This is a genomic window from Nonomuraea sp. NPDC003754 (genome assembly GCF_053605785.1).
This window is the reverse complement of sequence record NZ_JBSGJX010000003.1, coordinates 164,652-190,614: the sequence shown is the minus strand read 5'-3', so window position 1 is coordinate 190,614 and position 25,963 is coordinate 164,652. Positions and strand designations below refer to the sequence as shown.

The following is a 25,963-nucleotide window of genomic DNA, read 5'->3' as shown; positions in this document are numbered from 1 at the left end:
TCTCCTGGAACTTCGTCACACGGGTCTACCTGTCCCGCCGCGCCCCTCTCGCGGTGAAAGGCGGACTCGGCGCCACGGCGGTCACGGAAGGACGAGCCACTGCCTGCCGTCGATCAGCTCGCGGCCCGCGTCCAGGTGCCCCGCATGGCAGGCGGTCTCGGTGATCACGTGGAGGAGCACGTCACGGTGGGTGCGCGGCCGCCAGTCGCCGAACAGGTCCTGCGGCCACCAGGCGGTCGCGGCGTCCTCGGGAGTGGCGGTGATGACGGCGTCCGCGAGGTCGATCTCCTGGCGGTAGCGGTCGAGCACGTCACGGGCGGGTACGTCAGGCCCGACCTGCCAGGCGTCGGCCGTCCCGGCCAGCTCGTCGATCGCGGCCCGCCGGCCGCCGACCACCGCGCCGAACCAGAACCGTTCGACGTCCAGCGCCAGATGGTTGACCAGCCCCAGGCACGACCAGCCGGACGGCAGCACCGGCCGGCGCAGTTGCTCCTCGGTCAGGCCGTCCACGATGCCGAGCACGTGCCGGCGCTGGCCGTTGAGGGCGGTGAGCAGGTCCATGGACGTTCCCTTCTCGACGACTCTCTACAGTTCGGCGGCGCGGACGAGCAGCCCCCGGCGCTCGGACGCGCTGTGGGTCCGCGCTGCCGCCTGCCGGAACAGGACGGCGGCGCGTTCCCGGTCGCCGGCGCGGGCGGTGAGGTCCGCCTCGGCGGCGATGGCCAGCGGGTAGTCGTCGAGCGCGCCGCCGGCGTGAGCCTGTTCGAGCAGGGCGAGCCCGGCCGAGGGCCCGTACGCGTAGCCGTGCGCCACGGCGCGGTTCAGCTCGATCACCGGACCCGGCTGGAGCCGTACGAGCCGGTCGTAGCAGGAGGCGATCCGGCGCCAGTCGGTGTCGGCCGCGGACGTCGCGGTCGCGTGGCAGGAGGCGATCTCCGCCTGCAGCGCGTAGGGCCCGAGGTGCCGCAGAGCGGCCAGGATGCCCTCGGCCTCGCCGATCGCGGCGTGATCCCAGCGGGACCGGTCCTGCTTGTCGAGGGTGACCAGGTGGCCTTCGGCGTCCCGGCGGGCGTGGCGCCGGGAGTGCTGGAACAGGAAGAGGGCGAGCAGAGCCGCCGCCTCGGGCTGTCCGGGCATGAGCCGCGCCAGCAGCCTGGCCAGCCTGATCGCCTCCTCGGCGAACGCCGGCTCCCCGTCGGCGTTGTAGCCGTGGGTGAACAGCAGGTACAGCACGGCCAGCACGCCCGGGAGCCGCTCGGTCAGGGTCACGCCGGTGGGGACCTGGTACGGGATGCCCGCCTGCGCGATCTTCGTCTTCGCCCGGGTCAGCCGCCGGGTCATCGTGGACTCGGTGACCAGGAACGCCCGCGCGATGTCCGCGGTCGGCACCGCGCAGATCGTGCGCAGCGTCAGCGCCACCCGCGCCTCCGGTCCGAGGGCCGGGTGGCAGCAGGTGAAGATCAGGCGAAGCCGGTCGTCCACGATCTCCTCCGGTGCCGGTTCCTCGGTGGCGGCGGTGAGCGTCGCCACCGCCAGCTCGTGCAGCTTGCGCCGTTCGACGGACGCCCGCCGCAACACGTCCAGGGCCCGGTTGCGGGCGACCGTCATCAGCCAGCCGCCCGGGTTGGCCGGGACGCCGTCCGCGGGCCAGCGCTCCAGCGCCAGGGCCAGGGCCTCCTGCGCGCAGTCCTCGGCCAGGGTCCAGTCGCCCGTGACGCGGATCAGCGCCGCGACGATACGCGGATAGGCGTCGGCGGCCGCGGTCGCGGCCGCCTGGACCGCCGTGGCCCCTTCCGGAGCCGTGGCCCCTTCCGGACCGGTCACTGCTCGAAGTCGGCCAGCGGGCGGATCTCGATGCGTCCGCCACGGGCCATCGGATGGGTGCGGGCGACTTCGATGGCCTCGTCCAGGTTCGCGCACTCGAGCAGGTCGAAGCCCACGATCACCTCCTTGGTCTCGGCGAACGGGCCGTCCGAGACGAGCAGTTCGCCGGTGCGCACGCGCACCGTCGTCGCGGTCGACTTCGGCGCCAGCACCATCCCCTGCAGCCGCCGGCCGGCGGCGTCGTTCTCGGCCACCCACGTGTCGATGTCGGGCGTCGCGGCGGGGTCGGTGTCCGGTTCCGTGTCGGTGCAGACGAACATCACGTACTTCATCGCCAGGGTCTCCTCTCGGTGGTTGCACCCTAGTGACGATCGGCGCGGCCCGATCCGGACAGCCGCGCGGAAACTCGTGCCATCGGATCGCCGGAGGGCGCTGTCGTCCGTCTGGCACCGCCAGTTACTTTCCTTACGAGAACTTTGTCGGATCGGTTACTAGCGCTATCCACAACCAGGGAATGACCACCGCTGAATGGGCTCGGCAGTACCTGCCGGGATCGGTGAGAGGAGCTCGCGATGACAACCGCCTCCACCCCGCACGGCCCCACCTTCCGCCAGCCGATGCAGACCGGATGGTACGGATTCGCCGGGATGCTCGGCGTCATGATGGGCGTGTTCAACGTCATCGAGGGGTTCATCGCCCTGGTCAAGGAGAGCTACTTCCTCGCCCCCGACGGCCGGCTCCTGGTGCTCGACTACAACACGTGGGGCTGGATCTGGCTGGTGATCGGCGCGCTGCAGATCGCCACCGGCGCCGGTCTCCTGATGGGGCAGGGGTGGGCGCGATGGGCCGGCATCTTCATGGCGGCGCTGGCGATGCTCGGGCAGTTCCTGTTCATCGCCGCCTTCCCGATCTGGTCGCTGATCGGGATCGGCGTCTGCATCATGATCATCTACGGCCTCATCGTCACCCCCCAGGACTGACCCCCGGGCTCCGCCCGGCCCGCGGCGCGTGCCGTCGGCGGGATGCGGTACGCCCGTCGCGGGTGATGCTTGTCTGCCACCTGCTGTAGTGGAACGCTTACCGCATGACGATGTTCGCCGGTGGCAAGATCGAGGCGTTCGTCGGGCCGACCGAGCTGGGCGCGGCAGACGACCTCGAGCACGTGATCATCGATTTCATCGACGGCGCCCAGCGGTCCCTCGACATCGCCGTCCAGGAGCTCGACTCCGAGCCCATCGCCCAGGCCGTGCTCGACGCCCGCTTCCGCGGGGTGGACGTCCGCATGGTGCTGGAACAGGACTATCTGGTCTCCGCGAAGCTGCCGAAGATCATCCCGCGGGCGGGGGAGGACGAGGCGGCCGCGCGCCGGCGTGTCCAGTGGGGGGAGGAGACGGGCGCCCGCAGCCTGGAGCCGAACAGGAAGATCCTGGCCGCGTTGCTGCGCTGCGACGTCGACGTGAAGGCCGACTACAACCCGGCGATCTTCCACCAGAAGTTCATCATCCGCGACTACCGCGAGCGGGCCCTGCCCACGTCGGCGATCCTGTCGGGGTCGGCGAACTTCACCGGCACCGACTGCCACCGTAACCTCAACCATGTCGTGATATTTCATGACGCGCGGGTCTGCCTGGCGTACACGACCGAGTTCAACCAGATGCGCGCCGGGCAGTTCGGCCGCGGTGCCCACGGCAAGGTCCCGGCCGCCTACAGCCTCAACGGCATCCCGGTGAAGGTGCTGTTCGCCCCGGACCACGCGCCCGAGCTGGAGATCATGAAGCAGATGCTCAAGGCGACCGACCGGGTCGACTTCGCCATCTTCACCTTCTCCGGCTCCTCCGGCATCGACGACGCGATGATCGCCCTGGCCGCGGCCGGGCGGGCCGTCACCGGAGCGATGGACCCCGGCCAGGGGGCGCAGAAGTGGGCGGCCACCCACGACCTCGACCGCGCCAACATCGAGCTGTACTTCCCCAAGCGCGGCCCCGCCTTCGGCAAGCTCCACCACAAGCTCATGGTCATCGACGACGCCACGGTCATCGCGGGCTCGTTCAACTACACCGAGCCGGCGAACAACTACAACGACGAGAACATCTTCGTCATCGGCAGTCCCTACCCCGACCTGCCCAGACGCGAGGGAGGCCCGGTCGATCCGGCCGCCTGCGCCGAGCTGGCCCGCTTCTTCAGGACGGAGATCCTGCGCATCGAGGCTGCGGGCGAGCGCTTCATCGGGGAGGGCTGAGGCGTTAACCTTCCGCTGGTATGAGCAAGGTCCTGTACGTCATCGTGTGCGCGGCCGTACCGGCAGGAGGCGTCGGGCGGCTGGTCGCCATGGCGCAGGACGCCGGATGGGCCGTCCAGGTCGTCTCCACCCCCTCCGCGCTGGGCTTCATCGACGTCGCCGCGCTGGAGGAGCAGACCGGGCGCCCGGTACGCAGCAGGTACCGCGGGCCCGACGAGCCGAAACCGCCGCGGGCCGACGCGATCGTGGTCGCGCCCGCCACGTTCGACACGGTCAACAAGTTCGCGACGGGCATCACCGACACCTACGCCCTGGGCGTCCTGGCGGAGGCCCCCGGGCTGGGGATCCCGGTGGTCGTGCTGCCGTTCGTCAACAGCGCGCTGGCCTCGCGGGCGCCGTTCGTCAGGAACGTGGCGAGCCTGCGGGCCGAGGGGGTCGCGGTGCTGCTGGGCCCGGGAGAGTTCGAGCCGCCACCGGCCACCGCGGACGCCGACCACGCGGCGGCCTTCCCGTGGGGCCTGGCGCTGGACAGGCTCGCCGACCTGACCGGCTGAGCCTCACCGCAGGCAGGCCTCGAACACCGCGGTCAGGCGGTCGATGTCGTCGGCCGACGGATCCGCCGGGCCGAGCAGCCGCCGTACCGACCCGATGCCCAGGAAGACCGCCGTCGCCAGGCGGGCGCGGGCGTGCGCGTCGTCCCCGCCCAGCCGGGCCGCCAGCGGTTGCACGACCGCGGTCCTGAGCCGTTCGGTCATCAGCGCCTGCACCTCGGGGTCGCCGGCCGATCGCTCCAGCGTGCGCAGGATGGGGCTCTCGGGGTCGGAGTGCATGCGCTGCGCCGCGTACTCGGCCAGCCGCCTGGGCAGCCCTGCCGTGTCGCCGTCCAGCACCCTGGCGACCGACGGCTCGCCCGCCAGCACCTCGCCGAACAGGCCCGCCTTGGAGCCGAAGTAGCGGCCGACCAGCGCGAGGTTGGCGTCGGCCGCGGCGGCGATCATGCGTACGGTGACCTGCTCGTAGCCGTGCTCGGTGAACAGCGCGCGTGCCGCCGTGAGCAGGCGTTCCCTGGTCGCTTCGCGATCCCGTACCCGGACCTCCATGGCTGAAGCCTAATCGCACTTGCCGCGCGGCTAGTAAACAGACGTATACTCGCTGGCATGGCACAAACCAGGCAGTACACCCACAAAGAGATCCTCGAGGTGATGGCGGGGCTGATGCTGGCCATGCTCACCTCGATGATCTCGACCTCGGTCGTGGGTACGGCGCTGCCGACCATCGTGGGCGAGCTCGGCGGGCAGGAGCAGTACTCCTGGGTCGCCTCGGCCACCATGCTCACGATGACCGTGTCGACCCCCCTGTGGGGCAAGCTGTCCGACGTCTACGGCCGCAAGCTGCTCTTCCAGATCGCCCTAGGCCTGTTCGTCGCCGCCTCGCTGGCCGCCGGGCTCTCGCAGGACATGGGCCAGCTCATCGCGGCGCGTGCCGTACAGGGTCTGGGGGTGGGCGGTCTGTCCGCGCTGTCCCAGGTGATCCTCGGCGACATCGTGCCCCCGCGCGAGCGGGGGCGCTACTCCGGCTACATGGGCGCGGTCTTCGGCATCTCCACCGTCGCGGGCCCCCTGCTCGGCGGGTTCATCGTCGACGCCGACTGGCTGGGCTGGCGCTGGTGCTTCTACGTGTGCATCCCGTTCGCCGTGGTGGCGTTCGCGGTGATCCAGAAGGTGCTCAGGCTGCCGGCGACCAACCGGAACACCTCGATCGACATCTGGGGCGCCACGACGATCACCGCCAGCGCGAGCGCGCTGATGCTCTTGCTGACGCTGGGCGGGCACGAGTTCGCCTGGAACTCGTTCTGGACCTACTTCCTCGGCGCCGTCGCGGTCGTCATGCTGCTGCTGTCGGTGTTCGCCGAGCGCACCGCCCGCAACCCGATCCTGCCGCCCCGGCTGTTCCGCAACCGGACGTTCGTGCTCACCAGCCTGGCCTCCCTCTTCGTGGGCATGGCGATGTTCGGCGCGATGATCTACCTGCCGCAGTACCTGCAGATCGTCAAGGGCATGAGCCCGACCGCCTCGGGCCTGATGACGCTGCCGATGGTGTTCTCGCTGTTCCTGTCCGGCGTGATCTCCGGAAAGATCGTCACGAGGACCGGCAGGTGGAAGATCTTCCCGGTCGTCGGCCTGCTGCTGGTCGCCGTCGGACTGTTCCTGCTCTCGCAACTGCACGTCGACTCGACGCAGTGGCTGATCGGCGTGGACGTCGCGGTGCTCGGCATCGGGCTCGGCCTGTCGATGCAGATGCTCATCCTCGCCGCCCAGAACGGCTCCGAACTACGCGACATGGCCGCCACCACCTCGGGCGTGGCGTTCTTCCGCTCGCTGGGCGGGGCGGTCGGCGTCGCCGCGTTCGGGGCGATCCTGTCCAACCGGCTCAAGGACGAGATGGCCGAGCTCATGCGGGCCGCGCACGTCAGGCCGCCCGGCGGCGGCTCGCTCAGCCTCGGCAGCCCCGCCGACATCCAGCAGCTGCCCGAACCCGTCAAGGGCATCGTGCTCGAAGCCTTCACCAGAGGTCTGGAGACCGTCTTCCTGGTCGGCGTGCCCATCGCGGTGCTCGGCTTCTTCGCGGTGCTGTTCCTGAAGGAGCTGCCGCTGCGGGGACACGGCCCCGCCGAGGCGGCGCCGTCCGCATCGCCCGGCAAGGACGACCTGGTCCTAGCGGGCCTGCTGCTCGAACTCATCGCCCAGCGCGTCGAGCATGCGGACGGCAGGCCGTCCGCGCTGGTCAGCGCGGTCGCCCGGATGGCGCCACCCGACGACCGACCCGAAGGCGACCGGGCCAGAGCCGTGGCCGGCGCCGTGCTGCGCCCCACCTCGCGCGCGCTGCTGGCCCGCGCCGTGCCGTCCGTCAACATCGTCCCCGAAGGAGCCGCACGATGATGCGCAGGTTCGTGGGCGCGGTCACGGCCGCCCTGGCGTCGATCGCCGGGCTGTGGCTGATGATCGCACCATTCGCGCTGGGCACCCAGCCCGAGTTCGACGACTGGATCGACGCCACGAACGTGGAGTTCTTCACCGGGCTCGGCGTCACCGTCGCCGGCCTGGTGGGCGTGGTGGCCTTCGCCGCCGCCATCCACGAGGACCTGGTGGCCCGCGGGCTGGTCACCGTACGGCAGCGCGCCCCCGAACCCGAACCAGAACCCGCACCCGAGCCCGCACCCCCCGGCATGTCGTCGGCGGAACTGGCGACCATGCTCGCGCCGCTCGTCGAGGCGTTGCGCGAAGACCTCACCACCACGAACGGACACCGGCGATGAAGACCACACTGGGCCTCGGCGCCCTCGCGCTGCTGTTCGTCGGCGGCCTCTGGCTGGTCGCCGCCCCCTTCGTGACCGGCTACCAGCCGCGCGGCGCCGCCTGGACCGACGCCACCGTGAACGACGTGTGGATCGGCGGCCTGCTGGCCGCGGGCGCCTTCCTCACGCTGGCCGGCTACGCGGCCGCCACGCTGCGCGAGCTCGCCCGTCGCGGCCGGCACGCCGTGGACCCCACCCGTTGAGAGCGGCGCCGTGGAACCGCTGGCCAACCCGCTCCCCGACGGCCGGTTCGAGATAGGCAAGGACGGCGCGGGCCTGCTCGTCGTCGGCTACGACGGCACCGGCCCCAGCCGCAACGCCCTCGCGTACGCCGCGGGGCTCGCCCGCCGCGACGGGGCCGGCCTGCTGGTCGCCTTCGTCGAATCCCTCACCAGCACCACCCTGTGGTTCTGGGTCGGCTCCCCGGTCATCCCCGACCCCGCCGAGGACCTCATCGACGACCTGCGCGAGGAGATGGGCCACCACGGCGTGCCCTGGGGCTTCGTCAGCGTGCGCGGCGAGGCCGCCAGAGAGCTCGAAACGCTCGCCGCCACCCACCGGGCCGACGCCATCGTCGTCGGCCGCTCCCGCTCGCCCTGGCACGCGTCCGTGTCCCGAGGTTTGATACGGCACGCGCGGCGAACGGTACTGGTCGTGCCGTAGAGCGCGCTACTTTGGAAAAGGTGAAACGCGTCATCGCCGCCGTATCGTTGCTGGTCACCGCATGCGGCGCCAACACCGCCCCCGTCGCGTCGGCGAGCCCAGGCGCCACCGGCCCGACGCCCGCGACCGCCCCGTCCACCGATCCCGCGGCCACGTCGACCTCCACCGCCGACCCCGCCGCCTCCACCGCGCCCGCCGTCGACCCGACCCCCGCGCCGTCACCCACCGGCCCGCCCGCCTTCCAGGCGAAGGTGAGCAAACTCGACCCCGACCGGCTCCCCCACTCCTGGCGCCCCGGCTGCCCCGTCCACTACCGGGACCTCCGCCTGATCACCATGACCTACTGGGGCTTCGACGACCAGGCCCACACCGGCGAACTCGTCGTCCGCGAAACCGTCACCGACGACATCGTCACCGTCTTCAAGAAGCTGTACGCCATGCGGTACCCCATCAACCGCATGGAGCCCGTCGACGTCTACAAGGGCAGCGACTACGCCTCGATCGACGCCGACAACACCTCAGCCTTCAACTGCCGCCGCGCCACGGGGTCGAGCAGCTGGTCCAACCACGCCTACGGCCAGGCGGTCGACGTGAACCCGCGCGAGAACCCGTACGTCACGGCGTCCGGCTCCACGGCCCACGACAACGCCCGCGAGTTCACCGAACGCCCGATGAAGGGCAAGGGCGTGATCAACCCCGGCGACCGGGTGGTCCGCACGTTCGCCGCGGTCGGCTGGGAATGGGGCGGCTACTGGTCCGGCACCAAGGACTACCAGCACTTCAGCAAGGGCGGCGGCTGAGCCCCGCGCCGATCCCGCCGGATGGCCGCTGACCTGCGGTTCGGCACCTCGCTGTGTCTCGCCTTGTCTGTCGGTTTCGCGCTCTGATGTGCCCTCGTTGTGCCCTGCGCTCCTGGGGTGTGGACACCCGCTCACCACTCCTCGGACTCGAAAGTTTCCGGATCACGGGTGCTGTTCCAGATCGCTTCCTCCGTCCGGGCGGCTTCTCGCTGACGTTCGCGGTTCTTGAACTCTGGGGTGCCAGGCGTTCGGGCTCTGTCACGTGAGAAGGCAGCCTGCCTGGCCCGGAATTCCTTCTCCTCCGGGGTGACTTTCGATCTTTGCCCGTGCTTCTCGGCGCCGGCCCGCTGTGCGGCGTATTTACTCTGGGCTCGGCGCAGCGCGAGCTCGTCGGCACTCGGCTGGGCGGGGTCAGACTTGGCTTGCTGGCCGCGCTTGTGAGACTTCCCCATGCCGGTCATCGTGAAGGGTGTTCAGGTCGATGGCGAGACGTCGTCAAGCCGCTGTATCACTTGAGCGAGCTGATTCGAGCCCCTCGGTTATTGGTGCTGGAGAAGGATCTCGATCGCCTGGAGCACGCCCGTGACTACGTGATCCGCGGGATGGTCGTGCTCCGGCCATGTGCCCCGATCGATCCAGATGGTACGGAGACCGGCTGACCGTCCTCCGCCGATATCGGCAACGAGGTGGTCACCGACCATCCATCCCCCGTCGGCAAGGGTCGTCCCGCACCTCTTGGCGGCGACCTCGAACAGGCCGACGTCGGGTTTGCGCATCCCTTCGATCCCCGACAGCGCGTAGGCGTCGACAGCCTCAGCCAAGCCGGTCTGCTGGATCTTGCCGAGCTGGTTGTCGGCCATCCCGTTGGTGACGATCGCCACCTTCCATCCCGAGGCGCGGAGCCGGGCCAGCCCGTCGAGCGTCTCAGGCCGGCAGCGGACGAGGTACGGCATGCGCCGGCGATAGCGGCTCCAGAGCTCGTCGACCGGGTTGGAGAGGCTGAAATGCTCGCGGACTATGGAGAAGAAGACTTCACGGTGCGGGTGCCCTGCACGGTCGAGAGCGATCAGCCGATCAACCGCTTCGCCAGTAAGGCTGTGCTGGCTGGCAAACTCGCCGGCCCACAGCCGAAAAGCCTCGTCCAGGTCCACAAGCGTGTTGTCGAGGTCGAACAGAGCAAGCCGTTGAGCCACGGCATGGCACCCTACCTGACCCCCTCAGGTCTCATCGGTTTCCGTCGCTGGACCGGCATCGGCACGGACGCCATGGCGACCGCGCCTCTGATCCGTAGCAAGATCAGGATCGTCCGCGCAGATGCGGCAATCGGACCGCGGGCCAGTCTCGACCAGGGCTGAGCGGTCGCCGCTGGTGCCCATCGTGGGGGTCTGGTGGCCGGCATCGGACGAGCGGAGGAGTGCGCGCCTCTTCCGGATCTTGGTGCAAGGGTGGGACGCTCAGATCAGTGCTTGCCTCTTGGAGGAGCCCATCCTGCCCGCCGTCCCACCCCGGCACCAGTGCCGTGCAGGACCGCATCGCCGGCTACGGGGCCATCCGGGACCGGGCCGCCTGCCCGAAGCCCCGACATCGTTGCCGAGTCCATCCCCGGCTCGACGACCACGAGGTCAACCCCGCTGATATCCCGAGAACGCTGATGTCTCGAGAGCGCCGAAGGGTGAGACGTTGGGATATGTGGAGAAGACGGACTGCCATTCTCCGGACCGGTCCAACCTTCCTAGGTTGATCACAGCGAACCGACCAACCAGGGAGCATCCCATGCGCGCTGTCATCCAGAACTCCTTCGGCGGCCCCGAAGTCCTGCAGGTCGTCGAGGCAGAACGGCCCACGCCGTTGTCCGGCGAGGTCCTGATCAGGGTGCGGGCCAGCGGCCTCAACCCGGTCGACGCCGCCGTGCGGTCCGGCGCTTACCCGCTGCTCGGTGAACCGCCGTTCGGGGTCGGCTGGGACATTTCCGGCGTCGTGGAGGAGGCGGCCCCCGGCGCCAGGTACAAGGTCGGCGACGAGGTGTACGGCATGCCGTTCTTCCCCCGCGCCGCGACCGGCTACGCCGAGTACGTCGCCACGCCGTCCCGTCAGGTGGCGCGCAAGCCCGCCTCCCTCGACCACGTCCATGCGGCGGCTCTGCCGCTGGCCGGGCTCACCGCCTGGCAGGGGCTGGTGGACGCGGCGAAGGTCGGGGCGGGCGACCGGGTGCTGATCCACCGGGCCGCGGGTGGGGTCGGCCACCTGGCCGTGCAGATCGCCAAGGCCCAGGGCGCGTACGTGATCGCCCTCGCCAGTGCGGGCAAGCACGAGTTCGTCCGGTCCCTCGGCGCCGACGAGGTGATCGACTACCAGACCGTCGACTTCACCGAGGCGGTCCGTGATGTGGACATCGTCCTCGACTCCAACTCGCAGGGTGACCGCTCGCTGGCCGTACTCAAGCCCGGCGGGGTGCTTGTCAGCATCATGGAGCACTGGAACGCCGAGCTCGCCGCACGGGTGGAGGCCGCGGGGCGGCGCTTCGCGGGAGTGTCCGTCGAGCCCGACTACGTGGCGCTGGCAGCCATCGCCGAGCTGGTCGACGCCGGTCAGATCCACCCGCATGTCGAGGAGACCTTCCCGCTGGAGAAGGCGGGGAAGGCGCACGAGGTGCTGGAGGCGGGCCAGGTCCAGGGCAAGCTCGTCCTGACGCTATAAAGCAGTACATGGATCTCCTCACCGAGGCGTTGGAGTCGATGCGGACCGGGCATCCCACCTCGATCCGCACCGACGGCCACGCGCCGTGGGGTTTGCAGCTGCCGTCGACCGCGGGCGCCGGCTTCCACGTGGTGCTGTACGGGTCGTGCTGGCTCGTCCCCGTGGACGCCCGGCTGGAGCCGATCCCGCTGAGCACCGGTGATGTGGTGTTCCTCCGCAGCGGCGCCCGCTACATCCTGGCCGACCACCCCGCCACCCTGCCGGAGGTGCCGGGACCGGAGCGTTACACCAAGGCTCCGCCGATCGGCTCGGTCGTGCTGGGCGGCAGCGGTCCGCGCACCACGCTGCTGTGCGGCAACTACCATCTCGACATGGCCCGGCCGCACCCGCTGGTCCGGCAGTTGCCCGAGGTGGTCCACCTGCCCACCCGGCATGGCCGTCATAGCGAGCTGAACGCCGCGGTCCAACTGCTCGGCGCGGAGCTGGACAATCCTCGTGCCGGCTCGGACGGCATCGTGCCCGCGCTGATCGACTCGCTGCTGCTGTACATCCTGCGCGCCTGGCTGGACGAGCAGCCCGCCGCCGCCAAAGGCTGGTCGGCCGCGCTTCGCGACTCCGCGATCGCCCCGGCGCTGGGGGCCATCCACGACGCGCCCTCGGCCCCGTGGACGGTCGAATCGCTGGCCGTACGGTCCGGCCTGTCCCGTGCCGCCTTCGCCAGGAGGTTCGCCGCCCTGGTCGGCGAGCCCCCCATGGCCTACCTGACCCGCTGGCGCATGACGCTGGCCGCCAAGCTCCTGCGTGACTCCGACATGCCGCTGACCACGGTCGCCGCCCAGACGGGCTACAGCACGGAGTTCGCCTTCGCCAAGGCGTTCAAACGCGAGTACGGCATCGCGCCCGGCGGCTACCGCCGCCAGGCCAGGGCCGCCTGACCTGACGATCCGCGTCCCTCGGCGGCCGGCACCGAGCTGCCGTCCGCCTGGGCTCCGCCGACCCCGCGCGACCGGGGCGGGTACGTCTTCGGCGGAGGTCGCCGCTTCGCCGCCGGGTCCCACGAGGCCCGTCCCGCCAGGGGGCCGGGGGAGCGGTGCGGACGGCCGAGCCCGTGCGTGTTCGGCACGGGCTCGGCGTCGTGGTCGTCACCGGACCCACGGCTCACCGGACCCATGGCTCGCCGGGCCCGCGGCTCGCCGGACCCGTGCCTCGCCGGGCCTGCGGCTCATCGGGCCCGTGGCTCGCCGGGCCTGCGGCTCGCCGGACCCGTGGCTCGCCGTCCAGGAGTCGCCGCTCGAGACGCCGGCCGAGACCCGCGCGTCGGCCCGCGCGTCGGCCCGCGCGTCGGCCCGCGCGTCGGCCCGCGCGACGGCCCGCGCGACGGCCCGCGCGTCGGCCCGGCTGAGGTGTCACGGCCGTGTTCCGTGGGGGAGTGTCACTCGCTCACCACCCGGTCGGGATCGTGGTCGTCACCCCCGCCGCCCGCGCCGGGAGCGGTGGAGCCGGGGGTTCCGCCGCCGGGCAGGTCCTTGCTGTAGGCGTAGACGGCCGCGGCGGTGGCGACGGCGCCGGAGTTGATCGCCAGGGCCTCGTCGTTGATGTTGGTGACGGTGTCGCACTCCTGGTGGTAGCACTTGTCGTAGGCCACCCCCGCCTCGCCGCCGAACCTGGTGGCCTCGGCCTCGGTCTTGGCGCCCTCGGCGCCGGTGAACAGGCCACCGGCCGGGATGCCGGCCTCGATGAAGGGGCCGTAGTCGGAGCGGCCGGTGAAGTCGGTGCCGACGAACGGCCTGCCGACGGCCGTGAAGTACTGCTCGAAGAGCTTCTCGATCTCGTCGGAACCGGGCGGGCCAGCCGGGGCGCCGACACCGTCGGAGTTGTCGCCGTCGTAGATGCCGAAGACGTAGTTCGGCGAGGCGATCATGTCGAAGTTCAGGTAGAGCTTGATCTTGGCCTTCTCCTCGGCGGACAGGCCGGCCACGTAGTGCTTCGAGCCGAGCAGTCCGAGCTCCTCGGCGCCCCAGAAGTGGAACCGGAGCCGGTTCCTGGTCGGCAGCGGGGCCAGTCTCAGCGCGGTCTCCAGGACCGCCGCGCTGCCGGAGCCGTTGTCGTTGATGCCGGGACCGGCGACCACGCTGTCGAGGTGCGAGCCGAGGGCGACGACCTGGTCGGGGTCGCCGAAGCGGTTCTCGGCGATGACGTTGCGGGTCTTGCGGTGGGGGTCGCTCTCGGTCGTCGTCTTGACCTGGACGACGGTTCCCGCCGCGGCGAGCTCGTTGCCCGTGGCGAAGGTCGCGCCCACGACCGGGATGGTGGCGGGCACGCCGACGGTGCCGTTCAGCAGGCCCTCGCGGCCGGGCTGGCCCTCGTTGAAGACGATCACCGCGCTGGCGCCGGCGGCCTGCGCGTTCGCCACCTTGGCCTGGAAGGTGCAGGTGCCGCGCTGGAGGAGCGCGATGTTGCCCGGGGTGAACCCGGCGAAGTCGCTCGGCTCGCAGCCGGAGGTGGAGCTCGGCGCGGGGGCCGGCGGGAGGACCAGGTCCACCGCCTGTACGGTGCCCGTGACGTCGCCCGAGCCGGAGTACGTCATGGTCGCGAAGTCCGTCGCCAGGACGTAGGTCTTGGGAGTGGGGGCGGTCCTGGCGAGGGTCGCCTTCTCCAGTTCGCGGAAGAACGGGAACTCGAACTCCTGGAGCGTGACCTGGTAGCCCGCCTTGCGGAGCCTGCCGGCGACGTAGTCCACCGACTGGTCGAAGCCGGGGGTGCCCGAGGCGCGGGTGCCGCCGTTGGCCTCGGCGATCTGCTGCAGTTTCTCCAGGTGCCGCTTCACCCGGGGTGCGGTGATGCTCATGCCGAACGCCGCGGGGTCGGGGTCCGCGCCGGCCGGGGCGGCCGAGACGAGGGGGAATGCCATGGCCGAGACCGCGGTGACGGCGGCCAGCATGCTCCGATACGCGCGTATGCGCATGCGAAACTCCTGTATCACGAGTAGAGCCGGACAATCCCCGTAATCGCGATTAAATGGAACGCCTTGGGGCTAATGCGATCTTGAAAGGTCCGCTTCGAATTCGTTGCCGAGTGGAGTCAATGCAGTCGCCGTGGCACTCGAAGGCGCCCGAGGTCCTGCAGCGGCCGGACAGCCCGCACCGAGGCGCCTGGGCCCGAACCGTGTTCTCTCACGACGTCTGATTACCCCCGCCCAGGTCAGCGGACGGCAGGGCAAGTACCAGCATTTCCGCAAGGACGGCGGTCGGGACCCTGCGGTGACGTCGCCGGATGGCCGCCGACCTGCCCCTCGTCCTGCGGCGTCGTGGCGTCGCGGCCCTCACGGCCTGGGGCGGTCACGTGACCCCCGGAAGCAGGATGGTGAGAGTGCTGATCCACATGAAGATCGTGGAGCCGATGATGAAGAGCACGATGTAGGTCTCGTACCACCGGATGAAGGCGGCCTTGCGCGGCGGCTTGCGAAAGCCCGGGCGGACGAACTCGTCTGCCAGCTCGCACTCCTCCCGGCGGTAGTCGAGCCAGGAGACGACTCCGATGACGATCATCATGACGGTGAACGCGGCGACCACCGTCTCGAGCCACATCAGCGCGACCAGGCCCGATCTGGCGACTGCCGGGTCGATCCGCCAGCCGCGGTGGCCGACGAAGAGCGCGAGGCCGGCGCTGGCTATCGCGACGGCCAGCGTCTGGTAGACGGCCAGGAAGCGGTAGACGTTCTCGTTGATGGTGTGGATCTGCTGGAGGATGTACTTGTAGCGCTCGACGGCGATCTCGGGCGTGTCCGCGGGCAGAGCGGCGGGCACCTCCTTCGGCCGCCTGGCGCTGAGCCTCATACGAGCGTCGTCTCCGCCCGCGGGCGACGGACCCGGAAGGCCGTCACGCGAGCGGGAGAATCGCTCGTGAACGTGGTGAGTTCGAGGCGGTTGTCCCTCTCCCGGTCGATATAGAGCGACTCCATGCCCCTGACCACGTCGTCCACGTCCGCCTTCCACGCCTCGGCGATGGTTCTGACGACCACGCCCGCCGCCCCGTAGTTGCCGTGCTCGCACCACCAGGCGCAGGCGCTCCACTCCTCGCCGTTCTCCGCGGCCTCGGTGAACCGCTCGTCGCGAGGACTGGGCACGATCTCCTCAGGAAAGACCCACATCGGATAGAGCTCGACGATCAGCCCGTGTGCCGGGAGGCGGACCCCGCGGCCGTCATACGTGAAGAAGGAGCGGCGATAGTTCGGCGGATCGAACAGCGTGTCGAACGCCATGAGGTCGCCGTACGAGATCAGCAGCACCTCCGACTTGCCGCTGGCCCACGCGACCAGATCGTCCCTGTCCAGGGCGCCGTCCGCCGAGTGCGCGCACGGCAGGGTCTCGGGTGAAACGCCGAGACCGCCGACGAAATCGGCGATCATCCATTGGTGTCCGGGAGTGGCCCACGGACTCGACCGTGCGACGTCCACCTGCGACCGTGCCCAGTCCTGGAGGTTTTTCGGCCGGCCGAGGGGAAAGGACGTGAGCCGGTCGGCGGTCATGGGGAAGCCCTGGAAAGCTCCCATGGTGTAGAGGAAAGCAGACGACTGCAGGCCGCCGACGTAGACCATGCCTCGATAGTTGCCGTGCCACCAGAGGTCCTGCGTCTCCGACGCTTCCCTCCCGGAAAGCAGCATCGCCCGGCCGATGGTGTTTCCGTCGTCGTCCAAGACGCGGGTCTCGTGGTCGATGAAAAGCTTCTCATGCTGCTCGTAGAGCATGCGCTGCATGTAATCCATGTCGGAGCGCCGGTAGAGACGCTGAAAGAGTTCCGCGGCCGGGATGTCCAACCAGTCGCCGGCCGCGATGACGTGTCTCGGCGCGGGATCGTCCGGGCCCTTCACGGAGACGTCGACCTCGGACAGCGCGCACATCCGGTTGATCAGCTCGTGCAGCAGCTCCGTGTGGCCGACGCGTTTGCTGTTCGTGCGGAAGATTCCCTTGATGTTGCGGGGGTCCTCCCGCAGCCGGGCTCTCACCACGGTGCCCGGTTTCCTGAGGCACTCCTCGAACTCCGCCTCCCGCAACAGCGGACGACCACCCGACAGCCCGCGCCTGAACTCGAGCACGTGGGTCGAGCGCGCGGCCTCTCCCAATGCCAGGCTGCGGACCTGCACCTCGTCGGCGACCATGAAGATCGCGAAGAAGCCGATGCCGAACTTGCCCGTGGGCGTGAAGCCCTTGGCCTGGAGCCCGGGGAACTCCTCGACGGTCGCGGCCGAGCGCCAGTGCGAGTGCCCGAAGTCGGTGAGTGCGGCCACCATGGTCTCGGGACGCATGCCGATCCCCTGGTCGGCCACTTCCAGCCACCAGTCGTCACCGCACTGCTCCAGGGTGATCGTCACAGGCGACATCCGGATCGACCCCTCGAAGGCGGCGCGGGCCTTGACGGCGTCGCCGGCATTCGCGATCAGCTCCCTGAGGGCGATGTCCGGGCGGTTGCCGTACATGTCGCGGCCGCCGATGTTCGAGATCACCTGCACCGTGTCGGTGACGCGAAGACGCGCGTCGAGGGGTCTCCAGCCGTCCGTGGGAATGGACCTGGCCAGCCGCTCGGGGGAGTCGGCGCCCACCACCGACCGGACTCTGAAACGCTGCCTGCCGCTGTCCGCCAGGAGGGCGTCTACGTGCCGGAGCTCGTCGTTGATGAGCTGGATGGTCTCGAAGGCGAGCCACCAGGCCTCGGTCTCGTCCCGGCTGAACGGTGCCGAAGCGGTGTACTCCAGCCGATCGTCCACCACGCGCGGTCGGAACAGGCGCTCCTGGAAGAACCAGTGATTGCGCGAGGTTTCGGACGGCCGTCTGAAGGCGTGCAGGAGCATCGGAGCCCTGCGGTAGTCGATGTGCGCGGCGTCCGCCAGGCGCAGCATGCAGGCCAGCTTCAGCGGATCCACGTCCCACGTCGGCGGGTGCAGCGGGCACGACCCCTGCCGCTGGGCCAGCCGCTGCAGCTCGGACACCCCCCACCAGTGGCTGTGCGCGATCCGGCCGATCTGCGGTCCGAAGAACTGCCGGAGCTCCACGTCCTGCAGAAGGTGGAACGGTTCGCCGGAGGAGGTGTGGAAGACCTGGCCGACCAGCCGCTCCGCCTGCCTGGCGTGGCGCAGGCGGAGCAGCTCGACGACGACCTCCTCGTGCGCCGCCCTGTCGAGGAGCTCACTGCCGGCGGCCGCCTCGGAGTTGCGCAGCCGATTCTTCGCCCCGGCCAGCAGGTCGTCGTATTTGGGATCCGCTTTCAGGTCGATTCCGGCCGCGGAATACGAGGCCAACCCCATTCCGAGGTCGTGCAGCAGGAATGCGCCGCCCAGGACGAACGCTTCGGCCGGGTTGATGGAGATGTCTTCGCCGCAAATGAGGGAGGCCATCTCCCAGAGTGCTTCCGCGTGCGCCATTCCGTGCTCGGTGAACATCGGCAGCGAGTGGGCGATCGACGTGGCCAGCGGTTCGACGGTTTCCCGGAGCTGAAGATAGGCGGCCCGCAGCCGTGCCCGCTCGTCCCCATGCGGATCGTTGTCGCGAGGCGCCAATGACCTTCGCCAAAGAGAGGTCTGCTCAAACGAATGGGGCATGGAGGCTCCACGTCAATTGTTTGACCTGGGCTTGACTATACCCTGCTTGATCCACTTGAACCGATGGAAACGGATATCGGGCAGCACCGTCGCCTCTGCTGCCCGACACCCGTTTTCCCCGCCTTCCACTGGAGCCGACCGCACGTCCGCGTGGCCGGAAGGGTGACCGGAAAGGATGGCCTGAACTGTCAGTGGCCGGGAGCGAACTGGCTCAGGGACACCTCCTGGGCCGCGGCGACCTCCTCCTCCGTCGCCGTGCCCGACTTCTCGACGGCCGTCACCCAGGCGAGCACCGCCTCCTTCGAGAAGGCCAGCGCCTCGGGTGAGTGGGCGGCCGCCACTGGGTCGCCGCCCGCCGTCTGGCCGCTCAGGTAGAGCGAGAGCCCGAGGACGGCGCCGTCCCAGCCGGGGCCGACGTACAGGGCGCCGGCGCCGCTGCCCGCGATCTCGATCGGCACGGTGTGCTCCATTTCCAGGACCGTCGCGCCGGGGCCGTCGGCGGCCAGCCGTACCTCGACCACGCTGGTCTCGCTGCCGAACGTCACCCTGAAGGCGTGCGGCGGCTCGCACGCCAGGATCTCGCCGCCCGCGTTCCCTTCCAGCTGGAAGGTGCCACCCACCCGAAGTTCGCCGCTGATCGGCATGAACCAGCGCTTGATTCGGTCGGGGTCGGTGAGGGCGTCCCAGACGTCCTCGACGGCGGCGTCGTAGGTGCGGCGCAGCCGTACGGTGACGGTCTCGCCGCCGGGGGCGGGCTGCCGGGCGACCTCGCGGCCGATGGCGGTGATCTGCTGGGCGATGTCGATCATGGTGTTTCCTCCTCGTTGGCTTCCTGGTCCTTCTGCCGCCGTTCTCGTGCGCCCCGGGCCAGTTCGGTGGCCAGGGCGTCCAGGTGCTGGTTCCAGAAGCGGCGGAAACGCTCCAGCCACACGTCGACCTCCTGGAGGGGTGCGGCGTTCACCGCGTAGAGCCGCCTGGCGCCGTCGGCGCGGACGCTGGCGAACCCGCTGTCCCTGAGCACGCGCAGGTGCTGGGAGACGGCGGGCTGGGAGATTCCGAACTCCGCCCTGATGGCGGAGGTGACCGCTCCCGACGACTGCTCTCCTTCGGCGAGCAGTTCCAGGATCCGGCGCCGGACGGGGTCGCCGAGTATGTCGAATGCGTGCACGAGCCGACTGTATAAGATCGACCTTATATAAGGCAAGGCTTATATATGCGTGTCGCTTGCTCATCGGCTCGACACCGCCGGGTTACGCTGCCATCGACTTCCGGTCATGAACGCAGGTCATGTTCGAAACCGCAGGCCCCCTCCCCGGCCCCGAGGAGACCCATGTTTCGACGACTCGGCCTCGTCATCGCGACCGTGATCGCCACCCTCCCCGCTCCCGCCGCCGTCGCCGCCCCTGCGGCCGCGGTCGTCAACGTCGCCCACCGCGGCGCCTCCGCGTACGCGCCCGAGAACACCGTCGCGGCCTTCGAACTGGCCGACGACCAGGACGCCGACATGGTCGAGCTCGACGTCCAGGAGACGAAGGACCACGAGCTGGTCCTCATGCACGACACCACCCTGGCCCGCACCACCGACGTCGAGCGGCGCTTCCCGCGCCGCGCCCCCTGGCGGGTCGGTGACTTCACGCTCGCCGAGATCCGCGGGCTCGACGCCGGATCGTGGTTCTCCCCGGACCACCGGGGCGAGGCCGTGCCCACCCTCGGCGAGGCGCTGCGGGCGATCAGCGGGGACGGGCTCGGACTGCTGCTGGAGATCAAGGCCCCGCACCTCTACCCGGGCATCGAGTCGCGCGTGGCCGAGGAGCTGCGCCGGAGCGGATGGTCGAGCGGGCTGGTGGTGCAGTCGTTCGACTGGGGCTCGATGAGCCGGTTCCACCGGGTCATGCCGCAGGTCCCGGTGGGTCTGCTCGGCACGCCGTCGACGGGGGAGCTGGCCGGGCTGGCGAGGTTCGCCACACAGGTCAACCCACCCCACCGCGACCTCACCGCCGACTACGTCAGGCAGGTGCACCGTCACGGCATGGAGATCTTCGCCTGGACGGTCGACGACGCCGACACGATGCGTCGCCTGATCTCCTATGACGTCGACGGCATCATCACCAACCGCCCCGACGTCCTGGACGAGGTCACCGACACGTAGCTGTACTGACCACGGACGTCGGTGACACAGACCCACGGAGGCGTCTACCCGCGCGGCTCGCTGCTGCCCAACGAGGACGGGCTTGCCGAAGAACTCGGCGTCAACCGCGCCACCGTGAACAAGGCCTTGAACATCTTGACGTCTGAGGGCTGCTGCGGGAGCACGTGGGTGTCGGGGACCCGTGTGCACGAGTTGCCGCCGATCCTCCGCGATGCGGCCATACGGCACAGCCGCGCCCACCGTGAACGTGGCGGCGTGCGCGGCTCGCTGGCCAGCGAACTCGACCAGCTCGGCTACACGCTGGACTCCGCCAACATCTTCGCCGTTGGCTTGTACGGGTGGCAGGTTCCCAAGCGGATGGGCTGCTCGCGCTGTTGAACGCTGGCAGCCCGCCGGTACATGCCGGTTCCGATTAGCTCGGCTTCGGGAAGATCGTCACGCTGATGGGCTGGCTGCTGGCGGCAGCCGGGGATCCGGCGGCCTGGATCTTGTTCCACGCCGGGGTCTTGGGCTCTTCGGGAGTGAGACCGTGGCGCAGGGCCTGCTCGTGGGACGGCCTGAAGCATGGCGTCGTGGTCGCGGGGCGTGCCCGTACGCCCGTCAACGTAGTGGTGCAGGGCCGCGATGCCGACTTCCGCAGCGGTGTGCGCGACGAAGTTCGTCACCATCTCCGAGACGATGTCGTCGATCACATGCACGGGGCAGCCCTGCGTGGTGTGCGAGGGCAGGTTCTTCAGTCCTGGCATCGCCACTCCCACACATCCGATCACCCAGGCCGGACCATCCCACTGCGAACGCCGCATCAGATACGCCCAGACGGCGTCCTTCAGCTCGTCATCGGCCGGCGGTGTATCCGACCTGCTGGTAGGCACGTCACCGAGCGAGCCGTCAAAGATCTTGCCAAGTCGTCGAGTCGCCGCGTTGAGCGTGACGGCGGCGGGTGAGAACGGATGCGCCCTCTCGCCAACGTGTGAGTCCTCCTTCAGCGCCAGAATGTTGTCACCAGGCATGGGCATTCCTTCGTTGGCTGACGACACCGTGGGCGGCTACGGCCAAACTCGAAGGGTGGAATCGACTGGCAACCAGTACGCCTTCGTGATCCAGACGAGGGACAAGCCCGACAGAGCCTGGTCATGGGTCATGGATTATAGATCCGCCGACGATGTGGTTATAGGACGTGGAGTGGAGGACGACGCCTCAGGAACCCCACGCAGCTTCGGCCGCGCGACCTTCAACGCCTACCTGGATCGCCTGGTCGCCTCTGCTCCCGAGGCTGTGGATTATTACCTTTTCGATGACGAATACGACATCAAGTGGCGGATCCTGGTATGGGATGTGCCCGCTACCGAATACAGCCAGTACAGCACCGTGCCTCCGGCTGGCGACTGCGGCCGTCGTGGGTACCCGCTCGCCATGGCCGTCGAAGGCATCGAACCCCACTCGGTGAGCACATGGCCTGGCAATGTGGTGCGTAGGCGGCTTCACGATAAGCAGAGGGCCGCGCATGACGATGGGATCGCGTCTGAAGGTGTGCTTTAGGGGCGCGAGCGGTTCCAATCAGCGCTGGCTAGCTGGCGCTCCAATTCACGGGGAACGGGTGACCGTCAACGCCCCCGCGCTGGTCCCGGTACGTCTCGAGCAGCCGCAGCCACACCTCGCTGATGGTGGGGAAGGGCGGTACGGCATGCCAGAGGCGTTCGATGGGGATTTCGCCGGTGATGGCCACGGTGGCGGAGTGGAGGAGCTCGGCGACGCCTGGCCCGGCGAACGTGGCGCCGACGAGGGTGCGGCGATCGGGGTCGATGAGGGCGCGGGCTCTGCCGCGGTAGCCCGGGTGGTGCTGGAGGGCGCCGGCGACGTGGCCGAGGTCGTAGTCGACGACGTCGACGCGGCGGCCGGTGCGCCGGGCTTCGACGGTGGTGAGGCCGACGCCGGCGATCTCGGGGTCGGTGAAGACGACCTGAGGTACGGCCGCGGTGTCGGCGGTGCCGGAGTGAGGGCTCCAGCGTCCGGTGTCGAGCGGGCTGCCGCAGGCTCGGGCGGCGATGACGGCGCCGGCGATGCGGGCCTGGTACTTGCCCTGGTGGGTGAGCAGTGCCCGCCCGTTGACGTCGCCCACGGCGTAGAGCCAGTCGCCGGGGACGGCGGTGACGGTGAGGGTGTCGTCGGTGGTGAGCCAGTCGCCGGGGGTCAGGCCGACGGATTCGAGGCCGATGTCGCCGGTGCGGGGCGCGCGGCCGGTGGCGAAGAGGACCTCGTCCGCGGCGAGCCTGCCGCCGTCGGAAAGGGTGAGGCGGACCTCGCCGCCGGTACGGGCCGCGGCGGCGACGGTCACGCCGAAGCGCAGGTCGGCGCCCGCTTCGCGCAGGCGGTCGGCGACGAGTTCGCCGGCGAAGGGTTCCAGCTGGGGCAGCAGGCGGGTGCCGCGGGCCAGGAGGGTGACCTCGGAGCCGAGGGCCTGCCAGGCGGTGGCCATCTCGGTGGCCACGACGCCCGCGCCGACGATGACGAGACGTCCGGGCGGCTGCGGGGCGCTGGTGGCTTCGCGGCTGGTCCACGGACGCAGGGCGGCGAGCTCGGGCAGGTCGGGAAGGGCGGCGCCGCTGCTGGTGCACACGGCCACGGCCTGCCGGGCCCGCAGGTGGACGGTGCCGCCGTCGGGCGTGGTCACGGCCACGCGCCGTGGCCCGTCGAGGCGGCCGTGGCCGCGTTGGAGGTCGACGCCGGCCGTCTTGAGCCATTCGACCTGGTCGTCATCGTTCCAGTGGGCGGCCATGCGGTCGCGGTGCGCCAGTACGGCGGCGGTCTTCAGCGGCCCGGCGGCGGCCGGGTCCAGGCCGGGTACCCGGCTCGCGTCGGCGCGCAGGAGTGCGGGCCGCAGCAGGGCTTTGCTCGGTTCGCACGCCCAGTATGAGCATTCGCCGCCGACGAGTTCGCCTTCGACGATGACGGTGCTCAGCCCGGCGGCGGTGGCCCGGTCGGCGACGTTCTCGCCGACCGGGCCGGCCCCGATCACGACCACGTCATAGATGCGGGTGTCTTCGGTGGTCACTGGTCCTCCATGGGGTGGCCGTGTCTCGGGGATGCCGTTGGTCAGCGGCCGGGCAGCCGCTGGGTGATCTCTTGCAGGAACCAGCGGTTGCCGTCGGGGTCGGCGAACGAGGCGAAGGAGCCGTAGCTGGCACGCTGCGGGTGCAGGCCCATGACGCGGCCGGTCTCGCCGGCCTGGTGGAAGGCGCCGGTGGCGTCGTTGGAACGGGCTGGTGACGTCGACGCCGCGGCTGGCCAGTTCCTTGAGGGCCTGCTCGATGTCGGACACGATCAGGTGCAGGTCGTCAGGGAGGTCTACGGCAGGCCCGTCTCCTACTCGTACTGGAACGGCTGCTCGACCGGCGGCCGCCAGGGCTACATGGAGGCCCAGCGCCACCCCGGCGACTTCGACGGCATCCTGGCCACCGCCCCGGCGATCAACTGGGACGAGTTCGAGGTCGCGACCCTGTGGCCGCAGGTGGTCATGAACGAGGAGAACACCTTCCCCTCGCCTTGCAAGTTCAACGCCTTCAACGAGGCCGCCGTCGAGGTCTGCGACCCGCTCGACGGCGCTCGCGACGGGGTGGTCGGCGACCCCGCCACGTGCGCCTTCGACCCGCGGCGGCTCATCGGCGAGAGCGTCGAGTGCGACGGCGGGCGGGAGACCATCACCGCGGCCGACGCCGCCGTCGTACGCAAGATCTGGGCCGGCCCCCACACCCCGTCCGGTAAGAAGTTGTGGTCCGGCATCCCGATCGGAGCCGGCTTCGACCTGGCCGGCACCCGCATCGACGCGGACGGTGACCGGGTGGGCGCGCCGTTCCCCGTACCGGCCATCTGGGTCTCGACGTTCCTGAAGCGGCAGCCCTCCTACGACGTCTCGACGATCACCTACGCCGAGTTCGCCAAGCTGTTCGAGCAGTCCCGGGCCGAGTACGACACGATCATCGGCACCGACGACCCGGGCCTGTCGGCGTTCCGCAGGTCCGGTGGCAAGCTCCTCACCTGGCACGGCCTGGCTGACCAGCTGATTCCCGCCGAGGGCACCGTGGACTACCGCCGGCGGGTGGAGCTGGCCATGGGCGGCGCGCGCCAGGTCGACGACTTCTACCGGCTGTTCCTGGCGCCGGGCGTCGCCCACTGCGCCGGCGACACGAGCACCGGTCCGAAGCCCACCGACGCCCATGAAAGCGTCACCCCTGCTGAAGCTGTACCCGGGCCGCGGAGTCCTGGCCGTGGCGTGGGCCGCCGCGTTCGCCCTTGCGCACGACCCCATCGACGCCCTCGCGATCGCCCTGCTGGTCGGCTATCCGCTGATCGACGCGGTGTCGTCGCTGATCGACCTGCGTGCTCCCGGACGGATCGGAGCGCCGCCTGACGCTGTTCAACGGGGTGGTCAGCACGCTGGCCGCCGTCGGCGTCGGCCTGGCGGGGGCGGGTGGGGTGGCGGCGGTGCTGCACGTGTTCGGTGCCTGGGCCGTCGTCTCCGGTGCGGTCGGTCTATGCGACCGGCGGCGGCGTGTTCTTCATCATCCAGGCCGGGCTGCTGGCCTGGCGTTCCCGCTCGCCGCGGATGCGGACCGTCTGACGGAACCAGCGGAAACACACCGACAGCCTGCCGGATCGCATCCGGCAGGCTGTCGGCGTGTTTCGGGTGATGGTCAGAAACGGTCCACGTCGACGACGGCCTGGGCGAAGGCCGTGGGTGCCTCCTGCGGCAGGTTGTGGCCGATGCCCTCCACGGTGCGGTGTTCGTAGGGGCCGGTGAACATGTTCCGGTACGACGAGCCGTCGCCCGGCGGCGCCGTGAAGGGGTCGCGCTCGGCGTCCAGGGTGATGGTCGGCACGTTGATGGCCGGCCGTACGGCGAGCCGCTTCTCCACACCGTCGTAACGGCGCTCCCCGTCGGCCAGGCTCAGCCGCCACCGGTAGTTGTGGATCACGATGGCGGCGTAGTCGGGGTTCTCGAAGGCAGCGGCCGTGCGTTCGAAGGTGGCGTCGTCGAAGTCCCACGTCGGGGAGACGGTGTCCCAGACGAGCCGGGTCAGGTCGTGGCGCTTGGCCGGGTTCTCCATGGCCAGCCGGCCCCGCTCGGTGGCGAAGTAGTACTGGTACCACCAGGCGTACTCGGCCTTCGGCGGCAGCGGTGTGCGGTTGGCCTCGAGGTTCGTGATGAGGTAGCCGCTCACCGACACCAGGGCCTTGCAGCGCCGCGGCAAGCCGCCGGCGGCGCCCCAGCTGACGGCCAAGGGGCGGTGGGCCGAGGCGACCCCCGCGCAGGCGCTGTCCACCGTGGCCCGGCACGCCGTCGAACTGCTCAGCGGGCCGGAGGTGCCGCTGATGAAGGAGTGCGCCAACCCCGAGTGCACCAAGATCTTCATCGATCGGTCGCGCGGCGGACGCAGGGAGTGGTGCGGCATGGAGTCGTGCGGCAACAAGATCAAAGCAGCTGCCTACCGGGCGCGCAAGAAGGACGCCCGGACGGCCGGCACGCGCTGATTCCGGCGGCTGCTATGGTGATAGACGCTTGAGATCAGAAGCTAGGAGACCAGACATGGCAGGTGACGACGACATCTCCGGGTGATACCGGAGGTTGATCGGCCCCGGCAGG

At 70.0% G+C, this 25,963-nt stretch carries 29 protein-coding genes; 15 read left to right on the top strand and 14 right to left on the bottom strand.

What is annotated here, in order from left to right; genetic code table 11:
* Nucleotides 1–81: 81 nt before the first annotated feature.
* The 3 genes from ACWEVS_RS05340 to ACWEVS_RS05330 are packed head-to-tail and all read right to left on the bottom strand — an operon-like array spanning nt 82 to nt 2,156.
* Nucleotides 82–561, bottom strand: a complete 480-nt coding sequence (locus ACWEVS_RS05340) for a DinB family protein (protein ID WP_449915756.1) — start codon at nt 559–561, stop codon at nt 82–84.
* A 24-nt stretch (nt 562–585) separates the two neighbouring features.
* Nucleotides 586–1,824 carry an RNA polymerase sigma factor gene (locus ACWEVS_RS05335; RefSeq protein ID WP_452550056.1) on the bottom strand — a complete coding sequence of 413 codons (1,239 nt, stop codon included), beginning with the start codon at nt 1,822–1,824 and terminating at the stop codon, nt 586–588.
* Complete coding sequence (locus tag ACWEVS_RS05330; RefSeq protein WP_354922842.1) at nt 1,821–2,156, bottom strand: YciI family protein; 336 nt, start codon at nt 2,154–2,156, stop codon at nt 1,821–1,823. Before ACWEVS_RS05330 ends, ACWEVS_RS05335 begins: the two co-directional genes overlap by 4 nt.
* 240 nt (nt 2,157–2,396) lie before the next feature.
* On the opposite strand from ACWEVS_RS05330, the gene ACWEVS_RS05325 reads away from it, so the two are divergent.
* From ACWEVS_RS05325 to ACWEVS_RS05315, 3 genes are all read left to right on the top strand, one after another.
* Nucleotides 2,397–2,804 (top strand): DUF7144 family membrane protein, encoded by a 408-nt coding sequence (locus ACWEVS_RS05325; protein WP_354922839.1) that lies wholly within the window; start codon nt 2,397–2,399, stop codon nt 2,802–2,804.
* Between the two features lie 104 nt (nt 2,805–2,908).
* Nucleotides 2,909–4,063, top strand: a complete 1,155-nt coding sequence (locus ACWEVS_RS05320) for a phospholipase D-like domain-containing protein (protein ID WP_449915751.1) — start codon at nt 2,909–2,911, stop codon at nt 4,061–4,063.
* 20 nt (nt 4,064–4,083) lie between these two features.
* Nucleotides 4,084–4,617 (top strand): flavoprotein, encoded by a 534-nt coding sequence (locus ACWEVS_RS05315; RefSeq protein WP_452550055.1) that lies wholly within the window; start codon nt 4,084–4,086, stop codon nt 4,615–4,617.
* Between the two features lie 3 nt (nt 4,618–4,620).
* Here the strand turns inward: ACWEVS_RS05315 and ACWEVS_RS05310 are convergent, their stop codons facing one another.
* Complete coding sequence (locus ACWEVS_RS05310) at nt 4,621–5,163, bottom strand: TetR/AcrR family transcriptional regulator (RefSeq protein WP_354922831.1); 543 nt, start codon at nt 5,161–5,163, stop codon at nt 4,621–4,623.
* A gap of 57 nt (nt 5,164–5,220) precedes the next feature.
* On the opposite strand from ACWEVS_RS05310, the gene ACWEVS_RS05305 reads away from it, so the two are divergent.
* From ACWEVS_RS05305 to ACWEVS_RS05285, 5 genes are read left to right on the top strand one after another with little or no spacing between them, the layout of a single operon-like run.
* Nucleotides 5,221–7,002 carry an MDR family MFS transporter gene (locus ACWEVS_RS05305; protein WP_452550053.1) on the top strand — a complete coding sequence of 594 codons (1,782 nt, stop codon included), beginning with the start codon at nt 5,221–5,223 and terminating at the stop codon, nt 7,000–7,002.
* Entirely contained in the window at nt 6,999–7,379 is a 381-nt protein-coding gene (locus ACWEVS_RS05300) for a hypothetical protein (RefSeq protein WP_452550051.1), read from the top strand. The genes ACWEVS_RS05305 and ACWEVS_RS05300 overlap by 4 nt, the downstream gene beginning before the upstream one ends.
* The gene (locus ACWEVS_RS05295; protein ID WP_452550050.1) at nt 7,376–7,621 is read left to right on the top strand and encodes a DUF948 domain-containing protein; all 246 of its coding nucleotides are present in this window, start codon (nt 7,376–7,378) and stop codon (nt 7,619–7,621) included. Before ACWEVS_RS05300 ends, ACWEVS_RS05295 begins: the two co-directional genes overlap by 4 nt.
* A gap of 10 nt (nt 7,622–7,631) precedes the next feature.
* The gene (locus ACWEVS_RS05290) at nt 7,632–8,081 is read left to right on the top strand and encodes a universal stress protein (RefSeq protein WP_452550048.1); all 450 of its coding nucleotides are present in this window, start codon (nt 7,632–7,634) and stop codon (nt 8,079–8,081) included.
* A gap of 20 nt (nt 8,082–8,101) precedes the next feature.
* The gene (locus tag ACWEVS_RS05285; RefSeq protein WP_354922818.1) at nt 8,102–8,881 is read left to right on the top strand and encodes a M15 family metallopeptidase; all 780 of its coding nucleotides are present in this window, start codon (nt 8,102–8,104) and stop codon (nt 8,879–8,881) included.
* Nucleotides 8,882–9,012: 131 nt separating this feature from the next.
* On the opposite strand, the gene ACWEVS_RS05280 is transcribed toward ACWEVS_RS05285, so the two are convergent.
* Together ACWEVS_RS05280 and ACWEVS_RS05275 are read right to left on the bottom strand one after the other, a co-directional pair.
* Nucleotides 9,013–9,333 (bottom strand): hypothetical protein, encoded by a 321-nt coding sequence (locus ACWEVS_RS05280; RefSeq protein WP_354922815.1) that lies wholly within the window; start codon nt 9,331–9,333, stop codon nt 9,013–9,015.
* An 87-nt stretch (nt 9,334–9,420) separates the two neighbouring features.
* Nucleotides 9,421–10,074: an HAD family hydrolase gene (locus tag ACWEVS_RS05275; protein ID WP_452550046.1), complete on the bottom strand. Its 654-nt coding sequence runs from the start codon at nt 10,072–10,074 to the stop codon at nt 9,421–9,423.
* A gap of 580 nt (nt 10,075–10,654) precedes the next feature.
* Between ACWEVS_RS05275 and ACWEVS_RS05270 the strand changes: the two genes are divergently transcribed.
* Both ACWEVS_RS05270 and ACWEVS_RS05265 read left to right on the top strand, forming a co-directional pair.
* A complete protein-coding gene (locus ACWEVS_RS05270) occupies nt 10,655–11,578 on the top strand; it encodes an NADP-dependent oxidoreductase (RefSeq protein WP_354922806.1) in 924 nt (307 codons plus the stop codon).
* 8 nt (nt 11,579–11,586) lie between these two features.
* On the top strand, nt 11,587–12,513 hold the full coding sequence (locus ACWEVS_RS05265; protein WP_452550044.1) for an AraC family transcriptional regulator: 927 nt from the start codon (nt 11,587–11,589) through the stop codon (nt 12,511–12,513).
* A 497-nt stretch (nt 12,514–13,010) separates the two neighbouring features.
* Here the strand turns inward: ACWEVS_RS05265 and ACWEVS_RS05260 are convergent, their stop codons facing one another.
* The 5 genes from ACWEVS_RS05260 to ACWEVS_RS05240 all read right to left on the bottom strand — a co-directional run bounded on the left by ACWEVS_RS05260 (nt 13,011) and on the right by ACWEVS_RS05240 (nt 19,341).
* The gene (locus ACWEVS_RS05260; protein WP_452550042.1) at nt 13,011–14,543 is read right to left on the bottom strand and encodes a M28 family metallopeptidase; all 1,533 of its coding nucleotides are present in this window, start codon (nt 14,541–14,543) and stop codon (nt 13,011–13,013) included.
* Between the two features lie 373 nt (nt 14,544–14,916).
* Complete coding sequence (locus ACWEVS_RS05255; RefSeq protein ID WP_354922798.1) at nt 14,917–15,414, bottom strand: hypothetical protein; 498 nt, start codon at nt 15,412–15,414, stop codon at nt 14,917–14,919.
* Entirely contained in the window at nt 15,411–18,131 is a 2,721-nt protein-coding gene (locus tag ACWEVS_RS05250) for an HD domain-containing protein (protein ID WP_452550041.1), read from the bottom strand. The genes ACWEVS_RS05255 and ACWEVS_RS05250 overlap by 4 nt, the downstream gene beginning before the upstream one ends.
* A gap of 230 nt (nt 18,132–18,361) precedes the next feature.
* Nucleotides 18,362–18,982 (bottom strand): SRPBCC family protein, encoded by a 621-nt coding sequence (locus tag ACWEVS_RS05245; RefSeq protein ID WP_452550039.1) that lies wholly within the window; start codon nt 18,980–18,982, stop codon nt 18,362–18,364.
* On the bottom strand, nt 18,979–19,341 hold the full coding sequence (locus ACWEVS_RS05240; protein WP_449915716.1) for an ArsR/SmtB family transcription factor: 363 nt from the start codon (nt 19,339–19,341) through the stop codon (nt 18,979–18,981). The genes ACWEVS_RS05245 and ACWEVS_RS05240 overlap by 4 nt, the downstream gene beginning before the upstream one ends.
* A 162-nt stretch (nt 19,342–19,503) precedes the next feature.
* Here ACWEVS_RS05240 and ACWEVS_RS05235 point away from each other — a divergent pair, with 162 nt between their 5' ends.
* Together ACWEVS_RS05235 and ACWEVS_RS05230 are read left to right on the top strand one after the other, a co-directional pair.
* The gene (locus ACWEVS_RS05235; RefSeq protein WP_452413070.1) at nt 19,504–20,322 is read left to right on the top strand and encodes a glycerophosphodiester phosphodiesterase; all 819 of its coding nucleotides are present in this window, start codon (nt 19,504–19,506) and stop codon (nt 20,320–20,322) included.
* 21 nt (nt 20,323–20,343) lie between these two features.
* The gene (locus ACWEVS_RS05230) at nt 20,344–20,700 is read left to right on the top strand and encodes a GntR family transcriptional regulator (protein WP_452550036.1); all 357 of its coding nucleotides are present in this window, start codon (nt 20,344–20,346) and stop codon (nt 20,698–20,700) included.
* Here the strand turns inward: ACWEVS_RS05230 and ACWEVS_RS05225 are convergent.
* On the bottom strand, nt 20,616–21,332 hold the full coding sequence (locus ACWEVS_RS05225) for a hypothetical protein (RefSeq protein ID WP_452550034.1): 717 nt from the start codon (nt 21,330–21,332) through the stop codon (nt 20,616–20,618). The two genes, ACWEVS_RS05230 and ACWEVS_RS05225, sit on opposite strands and share 85 nt — an antisense overlap.
* On the opposite strand from ACWEVS_RS05225, the gene ACWEVS_RS05220 reads away from it, so the two are divergent.
* A complete protein-coding gene (locus tag ACWEVS_RS05220) occupies nt 21,331–21,861 on the top strand; it encodes a hypothetical protein (RefSeq protein WP_452550033.1) in 531 nt (176 codons plus the stop codon). The genes ACWEVS_RS05225 and ACWEVS_RS05220 overlap by 2 nt on opposite strands.
* Nucleotides 21,862–21,889: 28 nt before the next feature.
* Here the strand turns inward: ACWEVS_RS05220 and ACWEVS_RS05215 are convergent, their stop codons facing one another.
* Nucleotides 21,890–23,374, bottom strand: a complete 1,485-nt coding sequence (locus ACWEVS_RS05215) for a dihydrolipoyl dehydrogenase family protein (protein WP_452550032.1) — start codon at nt 23,372–23,374, stop codon at nt 21,890–21,892.
* 150 nt (nt 23,375–23,524) lie between these two features.
* On the opposite strand from ACWEVS_RS05215, the gene ACWEVS_RS05210 reads away from it, so the two are divergent.
* Nucleotides 23,525–24,730 carry a tannase/feruloyl esterase family alpha/beta hydrolase gene (locus ACWEVS_RS05210; protein ID WP_452550030.1) on the top strand — a complete coding sequence of 402 codons (1,206 nt, stop codon included), beginning with the start codon at nt 23,525–23,527 and terminating at the stop codon, nt 24,728–24,730.
* Nucleotides 24,731–25,013: 283 nt separating this feature from the next.
* Here the strand turns inward: ACWEVS_RS05210 and ACWEVS_RS05205 are convergent, their stop codons facing one another.
* Complete coding sequence (locus ACWEVS_RS05205; RefSeq protein WP_452550028.1) at nt 25,014–25,541, bottom strand: alpha/beta fold hydrolase; 528 nt, start codon at nt 25,539–25,541, stop codon at nt 25,014–25,016.
* A 13-nt stretch (nt 25,542–25,554) separates the two neighbouring features.
* Here ACWEVS_RS05205 and ACWEVS_RS05200 point away from each other — a divergent pair, with 13 nt between their 5' ends.
* Nucleotides 25,555–25,851: a CGNR zinc finger domain-containing protein gene (locus ACWEVS_RS05200; protein ID WP_452550026.1), complete on the top strand. Its 297-nt coding sequence runs from the start codon at nt 25,555–25,557 to the stop codon at nt 25,849–25,851.
* Nucleotides 25,852–25,963: the final 112 nt, after the last annotated feature.